Source organism: Mesorhizobium dulcispinae, assembly GCF_033977345.1.
Lineage (GTDB): Bacteria > Pseudomonadota > Alphaproteobacteria > Rhizobiales > Rhizobiaceae > Mesorhizobium > Mesorhizobium dulcispinae.
This window is the reverse complement of record NZ_JAVIIY010000005.1, coordinates 355,632-375,980: the sequence shown is the minus strand read 5'-3', so window position 1 is coordinate 375,980 and position 20,349 is coordinate 355,632. Positions and strand designations below refer to the sequence as shown.

Annotated in this window: 19 protein-coding genes; 5 read left to right on the top strand and 14 right to left on the bottom strand. The window is 63.2% G+C overall.

Annotation, left to right across the window (positions count from 1 at the left end):
* Positions 1-197 precede the first annotated feature (197 nt).
* Both ilvC and RFN30_RS14750 read right to left on the bottom strand, forming a co-directional pair.
* Positions 198-1,217 (bottom strand): ketol-acid reductoisomerase, encoded by a 1,020-nt coding sequence (gene ilvC / locus RFN30_RS14755; RefSeq protein ID WP_292417513.1) that lies wholly within the window; start codon positions 1,215-1,217, stop codon positions 198-200.
* Positions 1,218-1,345: 128 nt separating this feature from the next.
* Positions 1,346-2,023: a TetR/AcrR family transcriptional regulator gene (locus RFN30_RS14750; protein ID WP_320262810.1), complete on the bottom strand. Its 678-nt coding sequence runs from the start codon at positions 2,021-2,023 to the stop codon at positions 1,346-1,348.
* On the opposite strand from RFN30_RS14750, the gene RFN30_RS14745 reads away from it, so the two are divergent.
* Complete coding sequence (locus RFN30_RS14745; protein WP_430699043.1) at positions 2,001-2,561, top strand: anthrone oxygenase family protein; 561 nt, start codon at positions 2,001-2,003, stop codon at positions 2,559-2,561. The genes RFN30_RS14750 and RFN30_RS14745 overlap by 23 nt on opposite strands.
* A gap of 21 nt (positions 2,562-2,582) precedes the next feature.
* Here RFN30_RS14745 and RFN30_RS14740 read toward each other — a convergent pair whose 3' ends face one another.
* On the bottom strand, positions 2,583-3,038 hold the full coding sequence (locus tag RFN30_RS14740) for a MarR family winged helix-turn-helix transcriptional regulator (RefSeq protein WP_320262808.1): 456 nt from the start codon (positions 3,036-3,038) through the stop codon (positions 2,583-2,585).
* 96 nt (positions 3,039-3,134) lie between these two features.
* Here RFN30_RS14740 and RFN30_RS14735 point away from each other — a divergent pair, with 96 nt between their 5' ends.
* Together RFN30_RS14735 and RFN30_RS14730 are read left to right on the top strand one after the other, a co-directional pair.
* Positions 3,135-3,440: a Rieske (2Fe-2S) protein gene (locus RFN30_RS14735; protein ID WP_320262807.1), complete on the top strand. Its 306-nt coding sequence runs from the start codon at positions 3,135-3,137 to the stop codon at positions 3,438-3,440.
* A 1-nt stretch (position 3,441) separates the two neighbouring features.
* A complete protein-coding gene (locus tag RFN30_RS14730; RefSeq protein WP_320262806.1) occupies positions 3,442-4,161 on the top strand; it encodes a glutathione S-transferase family protein in 720 nt (239 codons plus the stop codon).
* An 89-nt stretch (positions 4,162-4,250) separates the two neighbouring features.
* Here RFN30_RS14730 and RFN30_RS14725 read toward each other — a convergent pair whose 3' ends face one another.
* Positions 4,251-4,664 (bottom strand): winged helix-turn-helix transcriptional regulator, encoded by a 414-nt coding sequence (locus RFN30_RS14725; protein WP_320262805.1) that lies wholly within the window; start codon positions 4,662-4,664, stop codon positions 4,251-4,253.
* A 170-nt stretch (positions 4,665-4,834) separates the two neighbouring features.
* On the opposite strand from RFN30_RS14725, the gene RFN30_RS14720 reads away from it, so the two are divergent.
* Positions 4,835-5,728, top strand: coding sequence for an SDR family oxidoreductase (locus tag RFN30_RS14720; protein WP_320262804.1), 894 nt, complete (start codon positions 4,835-4,837; stop codon positions 5,726-5,728).
* A 35-nt stretch (positions 5,729-5,763) separates the two neighbouring features.
* Here the strand turns inward: RFN30_RS14720 and RFN30_RS14715 are convergent, their stop codons facing one another.
* From RFN30_RS14715 to RFN30_RS14700, 4 genes are all read right to left on the bottom strand, one after another.
* The gene (locus tag RFN30_RS14715; protein ID WP_320262803.1) at positions 5,764-6,804 is read right to left on the bottom strand and encodes an SDR family oxidoreductase; all 1,041 of its coding nucleotides are present in this window, start codon (positions 6,802-6,804) and stop codon (positions 5,764-5,766) included.
* A 34-nt stretch (positions 6,805-6,838) separates the two neighbouring features.
* Positions 6,839-8,755, bottom strand: a complete 1,917-nt coding sequence (locus RFN30_RS14710; protein ID WP_320262802.1) for a potassium transporter Kup — start codon at positions 8,753-8,755, stop codon at positions 6,839-6,841.
* A 149-nt stretch (positions 8,756-8,904) separates the two neighbouring features.
* Entirely contained in the window at positions 8,905-10,818 is a 1,914-nt protein-coding gene (locus RFN30_RS14705; RefSeq protein ID WP_320262801.1) for a potassium transporter Kup, read from the bottom strand.
* A gap of 80 nt (positions 10,819-10,898) precedes the next feature.
* Positions 10,899-11,639, bottom strand: a complete 741-nt coding sequence (locus RFN30_RS14700; RefSeq protein WP_320262800.1) for a pyridoxine 5'-phosphate synthase — start codon at positions 11,637-11,639, stop codon at positions 10,899-10,901.
* A 278-nt stretch (positions 11,640-11,917) separates the two neighbouring features.
* Between RFN30_RS14700 and RFN30_RS14695 the strand changes: the two genes are divergently transcribed.
* The gene (locus RFN30_RS14695; protein WP_320262799.1) at positions 11,918-12,322 is read left to right on the top strand and encodes a SpoIIAA family protein; all 405 of its coding nucleotides are present in this window, start codon (positions 11,918-11,920) and stop codon (positions 12,320-12,322) included.
* A gap of 121 nt (positions 12,323-12,443) precedes the next feature.
* Here RFN30_RS14695 and RFN30_RS14690 read toward each other — a convergent pair whose 3' ends face one another.
* From RFN30_RS14690 to RFN30_RS14665, 6 genes are all read right to left on the bottom strand, one after another.
* Positions 12,444-13,571 (bottom strand): ATP-dependent DNA helicase, encoded by a 1,128-nt coding sequence (locus RFN30_RS14690; RefSeq protein ID WP_320262798.1) that lies wholly within the window; start codon positions 13,569-13,571, stop codon positions 12,444-12,446.
* A gap of 146 nt (positions 13,572-13,717) precedes the next feature.
* Positions 13,718-14,068: a nitrile hydratase accessory protein gene (locus tag RFN30_RS14685; RefSeq protein WP_430699042.1), complete on the bottom strand. Its 351-nt coding sequence runs from the start codon at positions 14,066-14,068 to the stop codon at positions 13,718-13,720.
* Positions 14,055-14,714 (bottom strand): nitrile hydratase subunit beta, encoded by a 660-nt coding sequence (gene nthB, locus RFN30_RS14680; RefSeq protein ID WP_320262796.1) that lies wholly within the window; start codon positions 14,712-14,714, stop codon positions 14,055-14,057. The genes RFN30_RS14685 and nthB overlap by 14 nt, the downstream gene beginning before the upstream one ends.
* Before the next feature lie 13 nt (positions 14,715-14,727).
* Positions 14,728-15,333 (bottom strand): nitrile hydratase subunit alpha, encoded by a 606-nt coding sequence (gene nthA / locus RFN30_RS14675; protein WP_320262795.1) that lies wholly within the window; start codon positions 15,331-15,333, stop codon positions 14,728-14,730.
* A gap of 127 nt (positions 15,334-15,460) precedes the next feature.
* A complete protein-coding gene (locus RFN30_RS14670; protein WP_320262794.1) occupies positions 15,461-18,613 on the bottom strand; it encodes an efflux RND transporter permease subunit in 3,153 nt (1,050 codons plus the stop codon).
* A complete protein-coding gene (locus RFN30_RS14665) occupies positions 18,610-19,887 on the bottom strand; it encodes an efflux RND transporter periplasmic adaptor subunit (protein WP_320262793.1) in 1,278 nt (425 codons plus the stop codon). Before RFN30_RS14665 ends, RFN30_RS14670 begins: the two co-directional genes overlap by 4 nt.
* Between the last annotated feature and the right edge of the window lie 462 nt (positions 19,888-20,349).

The window sequence follows — 20,349 nt, the reverse complement described above, 5'->3', positions numbered from 1 at the left end:
CCACAACCCGTTCGCGAAGATCGTCCGAAAGAGGTCGCGTCATCAGATGCTGGCCTCCATTCCAGCCAGCATCTTGAATCACAAATCCGACAAATCAGGAATCCCCTCCGATTCCGTCAAATCTTGAACCGCTCTAGCGGCGCAAAAAAGCCGGCGGAGTACTCCGCCGGCTTTCACCTACACTGTGGGTGCGAGGCTTAGTTCTTCGCCTTGTCGACCAGCTTGTTCTTGGCGATCCACGGCATCATGGCGCGCAGCTTGGCGCCGACTTCCTCGATCTGGTGGCTATCGTTCATGCGGCGGATGCCCTTGAAGCGGGACAGGCCGGCGCGGTACTCCTGCATCCATTCCGAGGTGAACTTGCCGGTCTGGATGTCCTTCAGGATGCGCTTCATCTCGGCCTTGGTGTCGGCGGTGATGATGCGCGGGCCCGAGACATATTCGCCCCATTCGGCGGTGTTCGAGATCGAGTAGTTCATGTTGGCGATGCCGCCCTCATAGATCAGATCGACGATCAGCTTCACCTCGTGCAGGCACTCGAAATAGGCCATCTCCGGCGCGTAGCCGGCTTCCACCAGCGTCTCGAAGCCGGCGCGGATCAGCTCGACCAGGCCGCCGCATAGCACCACCTGCTCGCCGAACAGGTCGGTCTCGCATTCCTCGCGGAAGTTGGTCTCGATGATGCCCGAGCGGCCGCCGCCGACGCCGCAGGCATAGGAGAGCGCGAGGTCGAGCGCATTGCCCGAGGCATCCTGGTTGACGGCGACCAGGCACGGCACGCCGCCGCCCTTCTGGTATTCGCCGCGCACCGTATGGCCGGGCCCCTTCGGCGCGATCATGACGACGTCGACCGAAGCCTTCGGCTCGATCAGGCCGAAATGCACATTGAGGCCGTGCGCGAAGGCGATCGCGGCGCCGTCGCGGATGTTCGGCGCGATCTCGTTTTTGTAGATGTCGGCCTGCAGTTCGTCGGGCGTCGCCATCATCATCAGGTCGGCCCATTTGGCGGCATCCGCCACGCTCATCACTTTCAGCCCGTCGGCCTCGACCTTCTTGGCGGTCGCCGAGCCGGCCTTCAGGCCGATGGCGATCTCCTTGACGCCGGAATCCTTGAGGTTGAGCGCATGCGCCCGGCCCTGGCTGCCATAGCCGATGATGGCGACCTTCTTGCCCTTGATCAGATTGAGATCGGCGTCACGATCGTAATAAACACGCATTTCGTCTTCCTTCCCGTTTTGAAGCTAGAGCATGATGCCGAAAAGTGTGAAGCGGTTTTCGGACGACATCATGCTCTATCTCTTTGATTTAGAACCGGATTCAGATTTCAGGTCCACTTGACCTGAAATCATCCGGTTCTAGAGGCCTTGCGGCCGGTTGTTTGCTCCCTGGTCTTCGGCCCGTGGAGAGCGAGAAACTGCTGCGTCGCGCGGGCGGCGTCGCCGCCGATCGTCGCCTCGGTCAATTGCAGCCGGTCGCCGAGCAGAAGCCGGATCTGCACGTCGCGGCCGACCAGCCCGAAAAAGGTCCGGAACGCTGTCTCGGCGTCGTCGAAGTCGAGCAGCCCGGCCTGTCGTCCCGCCTCCAGCACCGGCTTCAGGCGCCTGGCCAGCGCGAAGCGGCCATTCTGCAGCACGATCGCGCCAAGGTCATCTTTGCCGGAACCGGCATGGCCGACCGCCACCCGGTTCAGCGCGACGGACGTGTCACTGGAAATCACCCTCAGCCAGTCTGACGCGAAGCGCTCGAGGCTTGCCGTCAACGAGGCAAGGTCGAGACCTTTGCGGTCGACCGGCGCCACACGTACCTTTGAGGCCTGCCACTGCACCGTTGCCGTCAGCAGCCCGTCGCGGTCGCCGAACCATTTGTAGAGCGTTTCCTTGGAGCAGCTTGCCCGGCGCGCCACCGCAGTCATGGTGAGGTTGTCGCCTTCCTCGACCAGCAGGCGAAGTGCCGCGTCCAGAACGGCCTGTTGCCGCTCGGTCAGCGCCTCGCTGTTGTCGATGTCTGGCACGCTGTGCAACACACTTCCCTCGGGATACGGCCACCACGGGTCAATTGGCGTACCGTACGTTACGGTTCGGCTTCTATGCCGTATTGCCCGCAGCCATGCAAGCGCTATTTTCCGTCGATGGCTTCTCTTGCCGGAGGACGGAATGGCGGCCGCCTTCACGGGCGCCGCAGTCTATGTCAGCGTCGCGGAGCAACCGGCGCGGCTGGCCCTGGACGACAAGGCACTGCTGCGGGAATGGCAGCCTTCCTACAAGCGCGGCGCCGCCATGCAGGGTTCCATTGCGATAGTCGCCTGCGTTCTCGGACTGATTGCCTGGTGGCAAACCGGCGTAGCTGGCTTTTTGGCCGGCGCGGTGGCGATCATCTTGCCCTGGCCATGGACGCTGCTGGTGATGATGCCGACCAACCGTTTGCTGGAAGCGATGAAGGTCGAGGCCGACAATCCGCAGGCAAGATCAATGATCGTCAAATGGGGCAAAATGCATCTGGTCCGCGTCGCGCTTGGCGCGCTGGCCACGATCGCGTTTGTTTGGGCCTCGCATCCATCCTGAAAGGCCGGTCGGGCCGCGCAGTCATTCCGTGATTGGCGGGTCGCGCAACCTTCCGAGCAAACCAGCCAGCGTCCCTAGCTCCTTGGCGGAAAGCTTGTCGCCCATCAGATCGGCGATCGACGCGCCATAGACCGCCCAGATGTGGCGCCGCGTCTCCCGCCCCGCGGGCGTGATGCGCACTGTCTGGCCACGGCCGTCATCCGAGACAGGCAGCTTTTCAACCAGACCCTCCGCTTCCAATCGGGCTAGCAGCCGCGAGACGTTGTACTGCGCCAGCAGCACGCGATCGATCAGCTCGAAGGGCCGCAAGCCGCCCTCCCCCGCCTCGGCGAGCTCGTGCAGCACGTCGTACCAGGCGAGCGGCGGCAGGCCGCCGGCTTTCAGGGCATCCTCGGTCCTTTCGACCAACTGACGCGACACGCGCATCAGCCGGCCCCAGGCTTTGATGGTTTCGGGCGCAGGAGATTTTCTCGTCATGGAGGAACTCTATTCAATAGATGCAATTGCATCAAGCTTGACGATCGATGCAGATGCATCCATATAGATGCAATTGCATCGAAAAGGAGTTCTCCGATGAAAACTGAAATCTGTAAAGTGGCCGACATCCCTCAGACCGGCAGCCTGATCGCGCCCTTCTTCGGCCGCGAGGTCCATGTCTGGCGCAGCGGCGAGCGCATTCGCGCCGCTGCCAATGCCTGCCTGCATTTCGGCGGACCGCTCGATTGCAAGGACGGCGCCTTGGTCTGCCAATGGCACGGCGCCCGCTTCGACATGGAAAGCGGCGAGCGTATCGAAGGCCCGGCACCGAAGGGCTCGCGCCTGATGTTCCTGTCGACCCGCGTCGAGGACGGCGCGCTGAACTATGTCTGGGGAGAGTGAGATGACAGCAAGGCTCACCCTCGTCAGCCATCACCTTTGCCCCTACGTCCAGCGCGCGGCGATCGCGCTTGCCGAGAAAGGCGTGTCGTTCGAACGGGTCAATGTCGACCTTGCCGCCAAACCGGACTGGTTCAAGGCCATCTCGCCGCTCGGCAAGGTGCCGCTGCTCCGTGTCGGGCGAGATGACGCGGAGGAGGTCATTTTCGAATCTGCCGTCATCCTCGAATTCCTTGAGGAGACGGAGGCCAATCCGCTGCACCCGGCCGATCCGCTCATGCGGGCCAGGCACCGCGCCTGGATCGAATTCGGCTCGGCCATCCTTAACGGCATCGGCCGCTTCTATTCCGCAGCCGACGAGGCAGCTTTCTCCAAGGAAAGCAAAGCGCTGTCCGAAATGTTTGAACGCGTGGAGGCGGAACTGTCGGCGAGGCGGAGCGGTCCGTGGTTCGCCGGCGACCGCTTCTCGCTGGTCGACGCCGTCTACGGGCCCATCTTCCGCTACTTCGACACCTTCGACGGCATCGGCGATTTCGGCATTCTCGATGGCAAGCCTCTTGTCCACGCCTGGCGCGAGGCCTTGAGCAAGCGAGAATCGATCAAGGAAGCGGTCGATGCCGACTATCCGCGGCGGCTGCATGCCTTCCTGCTGGCGAAGGGATCTTATCTTTCGGAGATCATCAGGCTGCAGGCCATTGCAGCACCGCTAGCCCGGTCTGCCTGAACGGGTCATCATCGTACCGGTGACCATGGCGGCGACGAACTGCGAACTTGGCGGGACTTTCGCCAGCGCCGCCACCAGCCGGCCGCGCCTCAGGCTCGGGAAGACGCGTCGAACGTCGCGCGCGCCTCTCGCACTGCATCGTGGTTGAGCTCGGCCCATTGGATCAGCATCTGCAGGGGCGCAAACATCGAGCGGCCGAGATCGGTGAGACTGTATTCGACGCTTGGCGGCTTGGTCGGGAAGACCTCGCGATGCACATAGCCGTCCCGCTGCAGATCATAGAGCGTCTGCGTGAGCATGCGCTGCGAGATGTCGGGAACCAGCCGGCGCAATTCGCCGAACCGATAGGGTTTTTCAGCCAGCGCCATGACCAGCAGCGAGCTCCATTTGCCGCTGATGCCCTGGATCACGTCGCGAACCGGGCAATCAGCGAAATTACCGCCGCCGGTCATAGCTTTATAAACCTCGAGCTTCGATTTCAGATTGAAGATCTTGCTGTCCATGGCGACATCCTGTGGTCGAAGCGGCGGCCGGCCGATGGTTCCCCGGCTGTGCCTACCTCCCGAAAAACTGCCTTCTTTACGACCTGCGGTCAATTCCTATTTTAGCGCTGGTCTCTTTTTGAGACCGTCAATCGCACCCGCCCTCGGCGCAACTTCGGGAAAACCCTACCATGACCGAAACCCTCCTCGTCACCGGCGCTTCCGGCCATCTCGGCCGCGCCGTGATCAACCATCTGCTCGATGCGCGAAAGGTCGCGCCGGCCAACGTCATCGCCACCACGCGCAACCCCGAAAATCTCGCCGATCTCGCGGCGCGCGGCGTCATTGTCAGGGAGGCCGATTTCGATGACCCGGCCTCGCTCGAGAAGGCGTTCAAAGGCGCCGACCGTGTCCTGATCGTCTCGACCGGCGAGCTCGACCTCAAAAGCGACCGGCGCTTGAAGCAGCACCAGGCGGCAGTGGCGGCCGCCAAGGCGACCGGCGTCTCGCACCTGCTCTATACCTCGATGCCCAATCCCGAGCCGGTCTCGCCGGTGCTGTTTGCCGGCGATCACTACGGCACCGAGCAGGCGATCAAGGCGAGCGGCATTCCCTACACCATCTTCCGCAACGGCTGGTATCAGGAGAACCTGTTCCTGGCGCTGCCGCACGCCATCGCGTCGGGCAAGTGGTACAGTTCGGCCGCCGATGGGCGCATCGCGCACGGCGCGCGCGACGACATGGCCGCGGCAATCGCCGCAAGCCTCGCCTCCGGCTCCAAGGAAAGCCACGTCTATACCCTGACCGGCCCGCAGGCCTACACGACGAACGAAATTGCCGCGCTGGTAAGCGAAGTCACCGGCAAGCCGCTGGAGGTTATCCAATTGCCTGACGAGGCTCTGACCGAGGGCGTCAAGGCGGCCGGCCTTCCCGAGGACTTTGCCCGCATCATCGTCTCCTTCGACGCCAACACGCGCTCCGGCCGTATCGGCATGGTGACCGACGCGATCGAGACGTTGTCGGGTCGCAAGCCGCGGACGCTGAAGCAGTTCCTCGAAGCGAACAAAGCCGCTTTGCTCGGCTGAAACCGGCGCGCCCGGCGGCCGTTCCGCCGGGCGCGCTATTTTGACTTTCTGAGCAATCCGAGCCGGACCAGGCTTTCGCCAGTCGCAGCAAGCGCTTCCTCGCGCGATCGCGGCGCCCAGCCGAGCATGCGCATGGCCTTGGCGCCGGTTGCGTTCCGCGCCTTGCCCAGTTCCGTCACGATCTGAGCCGCTTGCCCGTCGAACAGCCCCACGATCCGGACCAGCCAGTCCGGCAGCACTCTCGTGGTAACGCGCGACGCAGCATTGCCCAGCCGCGCTTTCAGCGTCCGCGCGATTTCCAGCACCGTCATGAAATCGCCGCTGATAGCCAGGAACCGCTCGCCCTTGGCGGCGGGACTGGTCATGGCGCGCAGATGCAAATCCGCCACGTCCCGCGCGTCGACCAAGCCAAACGACATGCGCGGCAAACCCGGCATCTCGCCGTCCATCAGGCGTCTGATGAAATCCGTCGAGGTCGAATGATCCGGGCCGAGCACCGGTCCAAAAATCCCAACTGGATTGACGACAGCCAGTTCCAACGCTCCGCCTTCGCGACCAACAAAGTCCCACGCGGCCCGCTCGGCCAGCGTCTTCGACTTCACATAGGCGCTCACCTTTTCCGACAGGTCGCTCCAGTTCTCTTCGGTGAACGGACGGCCCGGAACCGGCGTCTGGCCATAGCCGATGGCGGCGAAGGACGAGGTAAGCACGACCCGTTCGACGCCCGCATCGCGCGCAGCCCGCAATACACGCAACGCCCCTTCGCGCGCCGGAACGATCAGCTCGTCTTCGTGCTTGGGCACGCCGGGCGGAAACGGCGAAGCGACGTGAAGGACGTACCGGCACCCGGCGGCTGCTTCCCGCCAGCCTGCATCGGCCGTGAGATCGGCATAGGCGAAGCAAAGCGCATCGCCCGGCTCGGCGCCGCCGACCTTCAGCATGGCGAGAACATCGGCTTCGCGCTTAGCCGAGCGGACGGTCGTGCGTACGCGGTAGCCTGCCTTCAGAAGCGCGAGGACGCAGTGAGCGCCGAGGAACCCCGAGCCGCCGGTAACGAGCACCAACTCACCGCTCATGCCCGCCTCGCGATCCCTCTAGCGTTGCGGCCCCTCAAATGGCCACCTGCGTGCCGATCTCGACGACGCGCCCCGTGGGGATCTGGAAGTACTCTGTCGCATCCGCCGCTGTTTTCGCAAGCCCGATGAACAGCCTGTCCTGCCAGATCGGCATGCCGGAATTGGGCGAGGCCTTCAGCGAACGCCGCGACAGGAAGAAGGACGTCGTCATGATGTCGAACTTCCAGCCCTGCTTACGGCAGATCGCCAGCGCGCGCGGGATGTTCGGCTGCTCCATGTAGCCGAAGGTCAGCGTCACCCGCATGAACAGCTCGTTGACAGTCTCCATCTTCACTCGCTCACTGTCCGGCACCACCGGCTGCGGCGCCGTCACCACCGAGAGGATGACGTTCTGTTCGTGCAGCACCTTGTAGTGCTTGAGACTGTGCATCAGCGCGGTCGGCGCGCTCAGCGGATCGCTGGTCAGGAAAACGGCCGTGCCAGACACTAGCTGCGGCTTTTTCTTGAGAAGGTTCGCCGCCAGGAAGTCGAGCGGGATCTCGTTGCGGCGGGTCTTTTCGAAGAGGTAACGGCTACCGCGCACCCAGGTCCACATGCCGAGGATGATGGCGAAGGCGACCGCGAGCGACGCCCAGCCGCCCTCGAACACCTTGACGATGTTGGCGGCGAAGAAGCCGACATCGATCAGCGCGAACGCCGCCGTCAGCGCGACGGCCGGCCAGATGTTCCACTTCCAGATGCGCGTCATGACGACGAAGAGCAGCGTCGTCGTCACCAGCATGTTCCCCGTGACCGATATGCCGTAGGCCGAGGCCAGTCTGCTCGAAGCGCCGAAGCCGACCACCAGCAGCATCACCACAAGCGCCAGCAGCATGTTCACGCGCGGCATGTAGACCTGGCCGGACTGTTTCTCCGACGTGTGCAGGATCTCGAGTCGCGGCAGCATGTTGAGCTGCACCGCCTGCCGGGTCAGCGAATAGGCGCCGGAGATCACCGCCTGGCTGGCGATGACCGTCGCCGCTGTGGCCAGCGCCACCATGGGGATGAGAGCCCAGCCCTCGTTCATCTCGAAGAACGGATGACCGACCGTGCCACCCTGGGCGAGCACGAAGGCACCCTGTCCGGCATAGTTCAGCAGCAGACAGGGGAAGACAATCGCCAGCCACGCCAGCACGATCGGCTTGCGGCCGAAATGGCCAAGGTCGGCATAGAGTGCCTCGGCGCCCGTAACCGCCAGGAAAACCGCGCCGATGGTGACGAAGGAAACGTCGGGCGAATTGATCAGGAACGCGACGATGTAATGCGGGCTGATCGCCCACAGGATCTCTGGATCGTCGATGATGTGATTGAGGCCGGAGAGACCAATGGCCAGGAACCATACCGCGGTCACGGGACCGAATACGAGGCCGACGCCACCCGTGCCGAACCGCTGCACGGCAAACAGGATGGCGAGGACAAGCAGTGTCAGCGGCACGACATAAGGCTGGAAGGCAGGCGTCACCACCTCCATACCTTCGACCGCCGAAAGCACCGAGATCGCGGGGGTGATCACCGCATCGCCGAAGAACAACGACGCCCCAATGATGCCGATGCCGAGAATGATCGCCGAGCGCGTCGGAAAGCTGCCGCGCGCCAGCGCCATCAGCGATAGCACACCGCCCTCGCCGCGGTTGTCGGCGCGCAGCACGAACATGATGTATTTTACAGTGACCGTGATGGTGAGCGACCAAATGATCAGCGACAGCACGCCGAGAATATCGGCCCGGTTGGCGACGTCGCCGCCGGACGAAGCGTGCAAAGCCTCGCGGAACGCGTAGATCGGGCTGGTTCCGATATCGCCATAGACGACACCCAGCGCGCCCAGCATCAGCACCTTTGTGCTGTGCTGCTCTATTTCCGGAATCCCGGTTTGATCGACGGGTTCTGTCTCAGCACCATTCGCAAGGGCCATGGACGACGCTCCGATAAAATGCGCGGTGCTCTACGCTTGCTGCAGCGCAATATCAAGTGCCCTGGCGTTAGGGCTCCCATGCCGCCGGTGCAGGGCTTGGCCTGTACCGGTTCATTTAAATCTATTGCGCAAAGTGCCGGCTTGAAGGGTCAGATCGCGACCTGCGTGCCGATTTCGACCACACGCCCGGTGGGGATCTGGAAGTACTCCGTCGCATCCGCCGCTGTTTTCGCAAGCCCGATGAACAGCCGGTCCTGCCAGATAGGCATGCCGGAATTGGGCGAGGCTTTCAGCGAGCGCCGCGACAGGAAGAAGGATGTCGTCATGATGTCGAACTTCCAGCCCTGCTTGCGGCAGATCGCGAGCGCGCGCGGGATGTTCGGCTGCTCCATATAGCCGAAGGTCAGCGATACCCGCATGAACAGCTCGTTGACCGTTTCCACCTTGACGCGATCGCTGTCGGGCACGACAGGCTGCGGTGCCGTCACCACGGAAAGGATGACGTTCTTTTCGTGCAGCACCTTGTAGTGCTTCAGGCTGTGCATCAGCGCGGTCGGTGCGCTCAACGGGTCGCTGGTCAGGAACACCGCCGTGCCCGACACGAGTTGCGGCTTCTTCTTCAGGAGATTTATCGCCAGAAAGTCGAGCGGGATCTCGTTGCGGCGGGTCTTGTCGAACAGATAGCGGCTGCCGCGGATCCAGGTCCACATGATCAGGCCCATGATCGATGCCACCGTGATCGATACCCAGCCGCCTTCGACGATCTTGACGACATTGGCCGAGAAGAAGCCGAGGTCAATGACGCCGAAAAGCAATGCCAGCGCCAAGGCAGCCGCCAGCTGCCACTTCCAGAGCCAACGCATGACGACAAACAGCAGCACCGTTGTCATCAGCATCTCGCCGGTCACCGAAATGCCGTAGGCGGCGGCCAGCGCGCTAGAACTGCCGAAGCCGACGACCAGAAGCATCACGCCGAGCGCGACCAAGAGATTGACCCTGGGCATATAGATCTGGCCGCTCTGCATCTCGGACGTGTGCTGCACTTCGATGCGGGGCAAAAGACTGAGCTGCACAGCCTGCCTGGTCAGCGAGAAGGCGCCGGAGATCACCGCCTGGCTGGCAATGACCGTCGCGGCCGTTGCCAGGCCCACCATCGGCATCAGTGCCCATTCGGGCAGCATCTGGAAGAACGGGTTCGTCGGCTTGCCGCCATGGGAGAGCACGAAGGCGCCCTGCCCGAAATAGTTCAGCAGCAGGCAAGGGAAAACCACCGAAAACCATGCCAGCACGATCGGCTTGCGGCCGAAATGACCAAGGTCGACATAGAGCGCCTCGGCGCCGGTGACCGCCAGGAACACCGCGCCGACGGTGACGAAGGCACCCGTCGGCGTCGTGGCCAGATAGTAGACAGCGTAATATGGGTTGATCGCGAGCAGGACGGACCAATCGTCGACGATATGATAGAGGCCGGCAGCGCCGATCGCCACGAACCATGTCGCCGTGATGGGTCCAAACACGGCCGCCACCTTGCCCGTGCCGAACCGCTGCACGGCGAAAAGCACCGCCAGGATCACCAGCGTGATCGGAACGACATAGGCATCGAGCGCCGGCGTGACGACCTCCAGGCCTTCAACCGCCGAAAGCACGGAGATCGCCGGCGTGATGATCGAATCGCCGAAGAAGAGGGCCGCGCCGCAAAGACCGATCGCCAGGATGAGGCTGGAGCCCTGCGGATAGGCGCTGCGCGCCAGCGACATCAGCGACAGCGTGCCGCCTTCGCCCTTGTTGTCGGCCCTCAGCACGAAGGCGACATATTTGATCGTGACGATGATCGTCAGCGCCCAGACGATCAGCGACAGCACGCCGAGCACATCGTGACGGGCAACCGAGCTCGACGAAGCATGCAGCGCCTCGCGGAAGGCATAGATCGGGCTGGTGCCGATATCACCGTAAACGACACCGAGCGCACCAAGCATGAGAACCTTGGTGCTGTGCTGCCGCTCGGCTTCGGCATGGCCCGAACGTTCGAGGGATTCTGTTTCGCCAGTGTTGGCTAGCACCATGAACCCCATTTCATCAGATACACTACGCTCCCAGGCTGCCGCAAAGCGCGGGACTCACCGAAAGAGCTACGCAAGGCGCCCTACCATCCGCAGGCCTTCAAGAACCGCCCAACCGTGCCGGCCATGCCATACTCCAGCGCATCGGCTGTCAACCCATGTCCGATCGATACTTCGGCCAATGCCGGAATGCGTTTGGCCAATGTCGGCAGGTTGGCCACCGTCAGATCGTGGCCGGCATTGACCCGGAGCCCCGCCGCGAGTGCCGCATCCGCGGTTTTTCCCAGTCTTTCCAATTCTTTGGCCGCCTTGGCGGAATCGGAATGGTAACCGCCATAGGGCCCGGTATAGAGCTCGATCCGGTCGGCGCCGGTATCGCGCGCGGCATTCACGCCGGCCGGATCGGCATCGGAAAACAGCGACACCCGAAAACCGCCCTTCTTCAGCCGCTTGACGATCGGTGTCAGGAACGCCGCCTGCGCGGCGAAGTCCCAGCCATGGTCCGAGGTCGCCTGCGCCGGGTCGTCGGGCACCAGCGTCACCTGCTCCGGCTGGTTCTTTTCGACAAGCGCCAGGAAATCCTTGGTCGGATAGCCTTCGATGTTGAATTCCGCCTTTGGGAACTCATCGTCGATCAGCGCCCTGATCTCCGGCAGGTCGGAGTGTCTCGTATGCCGCTCGTCGGGACGCGGATGGACCGTCAGTCCGTGCGCGCCGGCGGCAAGCGCGATGCGCCCGAGCCCTGTAACGCTCGGCCACGGCAGGTCGCGGCGGTTGCGCAGCATGGCGACAGCGTTGAGGTTGACCGAAAGCTTTGCGGGCATGATCCGACGTCCAGTTGGAGCAGTTCCAGGAAAAGTGCGTAGCGGTTTTCCGTCCGGAATTGCGTAGCAACAAATACTCAGAGCGGCTCGGCGGTTCTGTCAAACGCTGAACCGCTCTGCGTTTGGCGGGCATCTATAGCGCCTTTGCAGGGAACAGATAGAGGGTTTCCGGTGTTCCAGGGACGAGATGGTGGTTAAGGCTCTCTGTTTTAACTCAATTCCTGACGGAAAACCGTTTCGCACTTTTCCCGGAATTGCCGTAGCGCAAGGATTTGCCTGTGAAGTCCCTCGAAGCCGTGCCGGCGATACGCCGCCTCGATACAAACCGTGACGCGCTTTTTGCCATCGATGTCGTCGGCGATGTTTCGCCGGCGGACGCGGAAAACCTTTTCGGCCTGCTGGAAGCCGCCTATGCCCTGCACCCGAGGATCGACGTGCTGGTGAGGCTGACCGATGAGGAGAGCGTCGATTGGGCCAACATTTCGGAAAATACGATCCGACAAGGCGTGGCCGACGCGCTGGAGCATGTCGTCCGTTGCGCGGCTATCGGGGAACCGCGCTGGGCACCCCTTGTCGGAGGGCTCTTCCCGAAGGCGTTGCCGTTCGAGTTCAGGCATTTCGACAGTGACGACGAAACCGCAGCCTGGCAGTGGCTCGGCGCCAGGCCGGTGAGCGAAACTTAGAGCAATTCCAGGAAAAGTGTGAAACGGTTAGGCTCGGCGACTTCGCCGTAGCCCTCCGACCGGAATTGCGTCAAAACAAGGAGGTAGAACGGTTTGCCGTTTCAGTGAACGGCGAACCGCTCTACCGCACGATCGTCAGCCGCTCGGCGGCGCGGGTGATTGCCGTGTAGAGCCAGCGCTGTCGCGTCTCCTTGAATGCCCAGCTCTCGTCGAACAGTACGACATCGTTCCACTGCGAGCCCTGGGCCTTGTGCACGGTCAGCGCATAGCCGTAGTCGAAATCGTCGAAGCGTTTCTTCTGCTGCCAGGGGATCTCGGCCTCCGGATCCTCGAACGCCGCCTTCAAGAGCTTGATCTTGGCGACGCCGCGGTCGGGATCGTCCTCCTCGGGCGAAACCAGCAGGTTGATCCCGGGCTTCATAGTCTCGCGCGACGAGGTCATCACCTTCCATAGCGAGCCGTTGAGCAGCCCCTTGGCCGGATCGTTGCGCAGGCAGACCAGCTTGTCGCCGGCCTGCGGATAGTCGGCATTGAAACCCTTCAGCTCGCGCAGCCGCTGGTTATAGCGGCGTCGCGTGCGGTTGGTGCCGACCAGCACCTGGTCCGCCTTCAGCACGAGCTCCTGGTTGACGCCTTCCCTGCCGATCACCTGCGCCGTGCCGTAGTCGCCATGCATGAACTCGCGGCCTTCGCGCACGTCGAGCGCCAGCCGGATGATCGGATTGTCCTGCGCCTGGCGATGGATCTCGGTGAGCAGCACGTCCGGCTCGTGCTCGGTGAAGAAGCCGCCGCCCGAGATCGGCGGCAGCTGGGCGGGGTCGCCAAGCACCAGGATCGGCGTGCCGAAGCTCATCAGGTCGCGGCCGAGCTGCTCGTCGACCATCGAGCATTCGTCGATGACGACCAGCTTGGCGCGCGCGATCGGGCTTTGCCGGTTGAGCGCGAAGGTCGGCGACATCGAAGTCTTGCCGGTCACTTCGTCCTCGACCGACTCCTCGCCCTTCGGCCTGTAGATCAGCGAATGGATGGTGCGGGCGTTGACGGCCCCCTTCGAGCGCAGCACCTGGGCTGCCTTGCCGGTGAAGGCGGCGAACTGCACCTGCCCGTCGACATGCTCGGCGAAATAGCGCGCCAGCGTCGTCTTGCCCGTGCCGGCAAAGCCGAACAGGCGAAAGATCTGCGGCCGGCCGTCCTTCAGCCAGCGGCCCACCGCCTTCAAAGCCTCGTCCTGTTGGGGAGAGAATTCCATCAACGCGACAGACCGGATTCGCGAGCGAAATACAAGATTGGCGTGCCATCACCGGCGCTACCGGTGACGATCTCATTTGCTACAGGCCTGGCACGCTATCAGGCGCAAACAAGAACGTAAAGGGAACAAACCTGTTTTGGGTCCAGCTACCTGCCAAGTCCGGGATCGTTCTCCAGCAGGATCGGCTTGCCGTGCGGCGTGGCGTGCGCGGCGCGCTCCCAGGCGGCCGCGAGCGCGTCGACCTCGACTTTGCCGGCAACACCCTTTGTCGACAGCAATTTTTCCAGCGCCGCCAGCCAATGCTCGTAATAGTCACGGCCGTCACTCGCGGCGCCCGGCTTCTTCACCTCGGCGGACAAAGCCTCCGCCCACTCACTCCACGAAAACAGGCCCTCGTCGTGCAACGCGACCGTCATCGCGAAAGCCTGCGCCTGCCATGGTTCGGCGAATACCGGATCATCGAATCCGTCCGGCAGTTTGACCTCATGCCGGCTCAAGATAGCTCTCCCAGGCATCGATCGAGACGCTGAGCGTTGGATCGGCGCCCTCGCCCCAGATCTCGCCCCCATCGAAAACCACGGTATAGACCCATTGCGGGTTCTCGCCCTTGCCATGCGCATTGCTGTCGGGGAACACGAAGCCGTCGCGCACCGCCTCGATCGTCCCCTTCTTGCCGCGCGCATAGCGCGGCAGGCGCGTATGGCCGGTAGGGTTGAAATTCTTCGTCCGTACCCGGTCGCCCGCTCGGAATCGCGCCGGCGTGGCGACCGGACGATCGCAGGGCCCGCCCTTGGCGAGCACGGCGGGCACATCCGCAGCCTTCAGCACGCGCTTGGGTGTCGCGGCCGGATCGACCGCCTTGCCGGCCGAAAGGTCGCGCTGCGTGATGAAGCCGTGGCGCTTCAAGAGCACTTCCAGCGCCTTGATCCAGATCTGATAGTAGCTGGACGCATAATAGTCAGCCGGATGCAGCGACTCCCGCGCATGCCGGCTCTCATCGATGTTCCAGGCGCCCAATGCGCCGGCGGTGAGCGTCACGCCCAGCGCGCGCTTTTCCCATTCGGCGTGGAAATAGGGCTCGTCCTTCTCGGGGGCGACCGGCCCGAAACCCATCTGCCCGCCGAGATCCTGCGGCCCGTTCATTGAGGCTCCCCGTTCATGCCGGCTCCTTGGCCAGCGCTGTGCCGATCATCGCGTCGCGGCTGACCAGCCCGGCAAGCTGTTCCTCGCTCCAGCCCTCGGTGCCCTCCGGCCGCATCGGCACCACCAGATAGCGAAGCTCGGCCGTCGAATCCCAGACGCGGATCTTCTTGCTCTTCGGCAGCGTCAGCCCGAATTCTTCCAGCACGCCGCGCGGATCGATCACTGCCCGCGAGCGATAAGGCGGCGCCTTGTACCAGACCGGCGGCAGGCCGAGCACCGACCACGGATAGCAGGAGCAGAGCGTGCAGACGACGAGGTTGTGCGTCTCTTCGGTGTTGAAGACGGCCTGCATGTGCTCACCTTGCCGGCCGGTATAGGAGAGCGACGCGATCGCCGCCGTCGCGTCGCGCTTCAGCCAGTCGGCATAGGCGGGATCGCTCCAGGCCTTGGCCACCACCCTTGCGCCGTTGCGCGGGCCGATCTTCGTCTCGTAGGTATCGACGATGACGTCGATGGCCGCCGGGTCGATCAGGCCTTTCTGGATCAGGATCGTCTCAAGCGCGCGCACCCGCGCCGCGAACGGGTCGAGCTCGTTGTCGTGGTCATGATCATGGGACATGACGCCAGACTAGGATCGCCGCCGCGTTGCCGCAAGAACGAGACCTTGGGCCAAGCGCGGCCGCTTGGATTTTTGTTTTTTGAAACATGGTCTTCCGCGAAAAGTCCGCAACTTTTCGGGATCGTGCCTATTCGGCGGCCACCTTTTTCGGTTCGGCCTCTTCCTCGAAAAGCGAGGGCTGCTCGCTGCTTTCGACCGCATGCAGTGTCGGCCGGCTCTTCTTCGACGAGAAGCTGACCAGCCAGCCGGAGAAGTTCTCGAAATAGACATAGATCACGGGCGTGACGAACAGCGTGAGCGCCTGCGAGGCGAGCAGACCGCCGACCACCGCGACGCCGAGCGGCTGGCGCAGTTCGGCGCTGGCGCCGGTGCCGAGGGCGATCGGGAACGTGCCCATCAATGCGGCGAGCGTCGTCATCATGATCGGCCGGAAACGCATCAGGCAGGCCTTGTGGATGGACTCCTGGGCCGACATGCCCTGCCGCCTGAGCTCCAGCGCGACGTCGACCATCATGATGCCGTTCTTCTTGACGATGCCGATCAGCATCAGGATGCCGATCACCGCGATCACCGAGAGATCCATGCCGGCAAAGCGCAACGCCAGCACCGCACCGAGCACCGCCGACGGCAGGCCGGTAAGGATGGTGAGCGGATGGATGAAGCTCTCATAGAGCATCCCGAGCACGATATAGATCGTGAGAATCGCGCCGCCGATCAGCAGGCCCTGGTTGGCGAGCGAATCCTGGAAGGTCTTGGCGGTGCCGGCGAAGCTGGTCGAGATCGCTTTCGGCATGCCGATCTGCTCTTTCAGCTGGTCGATGCGGGTCACCGTGTCGCCGAGCGATACGCCCTGCGGCAGGTTGTAGGAGAGCGTCACCGCCGGCAGCTGGCCGAGCTGATTGACGGTCAGCGCGCCCGCCGTGCGATCGACATGGGCGAAGGCGCCGAGCGGCACCAGGCTGCCGCTCGCCGTCCGCACCTGGATGGCCAGCATCCGCTCCGGCGACCACTCGATCCTGGGATCGAGTTCCATGATGACCTGGTAGCTGTCCGCCGAGCCGAAGATTGTGGAGACCTGTGCGGTGCCGAAGCCGCCATAGAGGCTCGAACGCAGCGTGTCGGTATCGATGCCGAGCTGGGCGGCCTTGTCGCGGTCGACCACCAGTGTTGCCTGGAGTGAGTTGTTCTGCAGGTCACTGGTGACGTCGGTGAACGTCGTGTGATCGGCAGCCATGGCGTCGTTAAGCTTCTGCGCCCAGATATCGGTCTGGGCGGTATCCAGTCCCTGCACGACCAGCTGATAGGCGCTGGCGGACGACCGCGAACCAAGTCTCAGGTTCTGCACTGGCTGCATATAGGCCTCGATGCCGGCGACGCCGGCCAGCTGCCGCCTCAGGTCCGAGAGCACCTTCTCGATATCGGGGCGCTGGCTCTTGTCCTTCAGCTGAACGTAAAGCTGCCCCTGGTTCAGCGCATTGTTGCCGCTCCCCGCCGACCATGCGACGTGGTCCACATAGGGCGAGTGGGAAAAGACGTCAGCCACCTGCCCCTGCAGCTTGGCCATGGCGGCGAACGAAATGTCCTGGCGAGCGATGGTGGTCACCGAAATCTGGCCGATGTCTTCCTGCGGGAAGAACCCTTTCGGCGAGGCCTGGATCACCCAGACCGACAGCGCCGCCGTTCCGACGAAGACAAGGAACACCAGGAAAGTGTGCCGCAGGCAGAAGGTCAGGAGCCAATTGTAGCCACGGGTGAAGATGTCGTGCCTCTGACCGTCCCCATGCGCCTGGCGGTCGGCTTTCGTCACCGACAGTAGCCGCGAGCACAGCATTGGCGTCAGCGTCAGCGACACGAACATCGATGCCAGGATGGCCACCGTCACCACGACCGCGAACTCATTGAAGATGCGACCGATCACGCCATCCATCAAAAGCACCGGAATGAATACCGCCACCAGCGAGATGGAGATGGAAATGATGGTGAAGCCGATCTCGCGCGCGCCCTTCAGCGAAGCGTCGAAGGCCGACATGCCGTCTTCCTCCATGTGGCGGAAGATGTTTTCCAGCATGACGATGGCGTCGTCGACGACGAGGCCGACCGCAAGCGTGAGGCCCATCAGCGAGATGTTGTCGATGGAGAACCCGAACAGGAACATCGCACCCAGCGTTGCGATCAGCGAGATCGGCACGGCCACCGCCGGAATGATCGTTGCGGTGACACGGCGCAGGAACACGAAGATCACCATCACCACCAGGGCGATGGTCAAAAGTAGCGTGAACTGCACGTCGTCGACGGCCTGGCGGATCGAGGTCGACCGATCGTTGAGCAGCTTGATGCTGGCCGCGCCGGGCATCTGGTCCTGGAAGGAAGGCAGCATCGCCTTCACGTGATCCACCACTTCGACCGTGTTGGCGTCGGGCTGACGCTGCACAGCCATGATGATCGCGCGGGTACCGTCGTACCAGCTCGCCGTTGTCGTGGTCTGCACGGAATCGATGACGCGGGTCACCTCGCCCAATCGTACCGGACGACCGTTCTTGGTGGCGATGATCAGGTTGGAGAAGCCGGCAGCATTGGTCAGCTGGGTGTTGGCCGTGATGGTGAGCTGCTGTTTGTTGTTCTGCAGGACGCCGAGCGGCGTGTTGCTGTTGGCGGAAGCGATCGCCGTCTGCAATTGATCAATGGAGATGCCCCGCGCGGCGAGCGCCGTTGGGTCGATCTGGACGCGTACCGCATATTTCTGCTGGCCGAAGATTGAAACCTGCGCCACGCCATCGATGGTGGAAAGCGAAGGCGAGATGACGTTTTCGGCGAAGGCATCGAGCTCGGTGAGCGGAACCGTGTCGCTGACCAGCGACATCAAAAGGATCGGCGCGTCGGCGGGATTGACCTTGCGGTAGCTCGGCGGCGAGGTCATCTGTGGTGGCAATTGCCTCTGCGTGCGCGCTATGGCCGCCTGGACATCGGCCGCGGCGGCGTCGATGTCCCTGTTGAGCACGAACTGGATGGCGATCGAGGTCTGGCCAAGCGAGTTGGTGGTCGAGATCGTATCAATGCCGGCGATAGTGGAGAACTGCTTGATCAGCGGCGTCGCCACCGATGTCGCCATGGTTTCCGGTGATGCGCCCGGTAGCTGGGCCGAGACATTGACTACCGGAAATTCGGCGCTCGGCAGTGCCGCCACTGGCAGGAACTTGTAGGCGAAGATGCCGCCCAGCACGAGGGCGAACGACATCAGCAGTGTGGCGACGGGCCTGCGTATGCAGAATTCGGAGATCATGGCCGCGCCTCACCGGCTTTGCCGGCTTCCGCGACCTTGGGAGCGGCCTGATCGGCGCCATTGCCGGCCGTCTTGCCTTCGTGGACGGCGGCGCCGTTCTTCAGCCTTGTCTGGCCCTCGACGACGACTTTTTCACCGCTCTTCAGACCCTGGCTGATGGCGGTGTTTTCGCCTTCCGTCAGCGCCACCTGCACCGGCCGCATCTCGACGGTGTTGTCGGGCTTGACAACATAGACGAACGGCCCCTTCTGGCTGGGCTGCACGGCGACCGTTGGAACCGAGGTCATCTGCGGCATCGTGCCGGCATCGAGCACGACGTTGACATACTGGCCCGGCCACAGCGAAAGATCGGCGTTCGGTATGCTCGCCCGCGTGGCGATGGTGCCGGAAGCGGTATCGACGCTGGAATCGACGAAGTCGAGCGTGCCCTTGCCGATCGGCGTCGGATCGCCGTCCTTGGTCAGCGTCACGTCCCCTTGCTGCGGGTTCGCGATTTCCTTGTGCAGCAGCGCCAGATTGCTCTCAGGCAAGGTGAAATCCACCTGCAGCGGATCCATCTGCGTGATGGTGACAAGCGGCGTCGCGTTGCTCGAGTTGCCGTTGCTGGTTGTGACGAGGTCGCCGACGGAGACGTTGACCGCTCCCAGCCTGCCCGAGATGGGCGCGGTGATCGACGCGTAGCTCAACTGGACCGTATCGGCGTCGATCGTCGCCTTGTCGGCATCGATAGTGGCGGCCGCGGCCTTTTGCGCCGCCAGCGCCTGATCGTAGGTCTGCTGCGTGCCCGCCTGCCTGGCGACGAGGTCCTTGGCGCGCTGCAGATCGGCCTGGGCGCTCACCAACAGCGCCTGGTCCTTGGCGAGCGTCGCCCGGTCCTTGGCGAGTTGCGCCTTCAGCGCGCGATCGTCCAGCGAGAAGAGGAGATCGCCGGCCTTGACCATCTGCCCGTCCTTGACGGCGATCGACACGATCTGGCTGGAGACACGGGCGTTCACGCTGACCACCTCCGGCGAAGAGACGAAACCGATGGCGTAGCGGCGGATCGGAAAATCGGCGATCGTCGCGGTTGCCGAGACGATCGAGGCCGAACGCGGGCCGCCACCGCCGCCCTTCGGACCATCCGACGCCTTGGCCGTCTTCTCCGCGCTATCTGTCGCTGCCCGCTGACCCGAGATCAACTGCTGGACCTTGCCTATGGCGGTGGGCGAGAGATAAAGGCCGACACCTGCGAGGCAGGCCAGCGCAACGACTGCAAGAGCGATTTTTCTGCGCATCGACCATAAGTCCTCTACCGACACGCCGAACCCGGTGGTCTTATTCTAGCTCGATTCACGGCACGTCGCCGCGATTTTCGCCGAATAGATAGGACAAGGCTTTGGCGGGAAAGGGCCAAAGGGCGGCATTACGAAGATTTAATGTGCACTGCACAATCGCTGTGCAGCCGGCTAACGGGAGCTGGATCCGGCTTCTCAGCCGGTTCAAAAGGCCGCCAAAATGTATCGAGATTCAGGTCAGGCCGAGTCGAAAACCGTGGCTTGCGAGAACCGGCCTACGCCGACCGTAGCCGTCATAGAGCGGAGGCACCTATCAGGGCTTCGGCCGGCGAAGGCCGGAGCGGAGCGGACATTCGGTCCGTGAGCACCGGCCTACGCCGGCCGTAGCCTTAACTGCAACCGCTACTCATGAGTGCTTCTGCCGGCGAAGGCCGGAAGCGCAGGAAGCCGGCGTTTGCAGGC

Bases quoted from the DNA above. Each gene is read 5' to 3' on its own strand.
- ilvC (WP_292417513.1), bottom strand. From the start codon at position 1,217: ATGCGTGTTTATTACGATCGTGACGCCGATCTCAATCTGATCAAGGGC.
- RFN30_RS14745 (WP_430699043.1), top strand. From the start codon at position 2,001: ATGTCTGGCACGCTGTGCAACACACTTCCCTCGGGATACGGCCACCAC.
- RFN30_RS14700 (WP_320262800.1), bottom strand. From the start codon at position 11,639: ATGCCCGCAAAGCTTTCGGTCAACCTCAACGCTGTCGCCATGCTGCGC.
- RFN30_RS14740 (WP_320262808.1), bottom strand. From the start codon at position 3,038: ATGACGAGAAAATCTCCTGCGCCCGAAACCATCAAAGCCTGGGGCCGG.
- RFN30_RS14715 (WP_320262803.1), bottom strand. From the start codon at position 6,804: ATGAGCGGTGAGTTGGTGCTCGTTACCGGCGGCTCGGGGTTCCTCGGC.
- RFN30_RS14670 (WP_320262794.1), bottom strand. From the start codon at position 18,613: ATGATCTCCGAATTCTGCATACGCAGGCCCGTCGCCACACTGCTGATG.
- RFN30_RS14710 (WP_320262802.1), bottom strand. From the start codon at position 8,755: ATGGCCCTTGCGAATGGTGCTGAGACAGAACCCGTCGATCAAACCGGG.
- RFN30_RS14690 (WP_320262798.1), bottom strand. From the start codon at position 13,571: ATGGAATTCTCTCCCCAACAGGACGAGGCTTTGAAGGCGGTGGGCCGC.
- RFN30_RS14735 (WP_320262807.1), top strand. From the start codon at position 3,135: ATGAAAACTGAAATCTGTAAAGTGGCCGACATCCCTCAGACCGGCAGC.
- RFN30_RS14730 (WP_320262806.1), top strand. From the start codon at position 3,442: ATGACAGCAAGGCTCACCCTCGTCAGCCATCACCTTTGCCCCTACGTC.
- nthB (WP_320262796.1), bottom strand. From the start codon at position 14,714: ATGAACGGGCCGCAGGATCTCGGCGGGCAGATGGGTTTCGGGCCGGTC.
- nthA (WP_320262795.1), bottom strand. From the start codon at position 15,333: ATGTCCCATGATCATGACCACGACAACGAGCTCGACCCGTTCGCGGCG.
- RFN30_RS14725 (WP_320262805.1), bottom strand. From the start codon at position 4,664: ATGGACAGCAAGATCTTCAATCTGAAATCGAAGCTCGAGGTTTATAAA.
- RFN30_RS14665 (WP_320262793.1), bottom strand. From the start codon at position 19,887: ATGCGCAGAAAAATCGCTCTTGCAGTCGTTGCGCTGGCCTGCCTCGCA.
- RFN30_RS14720 (WP_320262804.1), top strand. From the start codon at position 4,835: ATGACCGAAACCCTCCTCGTCACCGGCGCTTCCGGCCATCTCGGCCGC.
- RFN30_RS14705 (WP_320262801.1), bottom strand. From the start codon at position 10,818: ATGGTGCTAGCCAACACTGGCGAAACAGAATCCCTCGAACGTTCGGGC.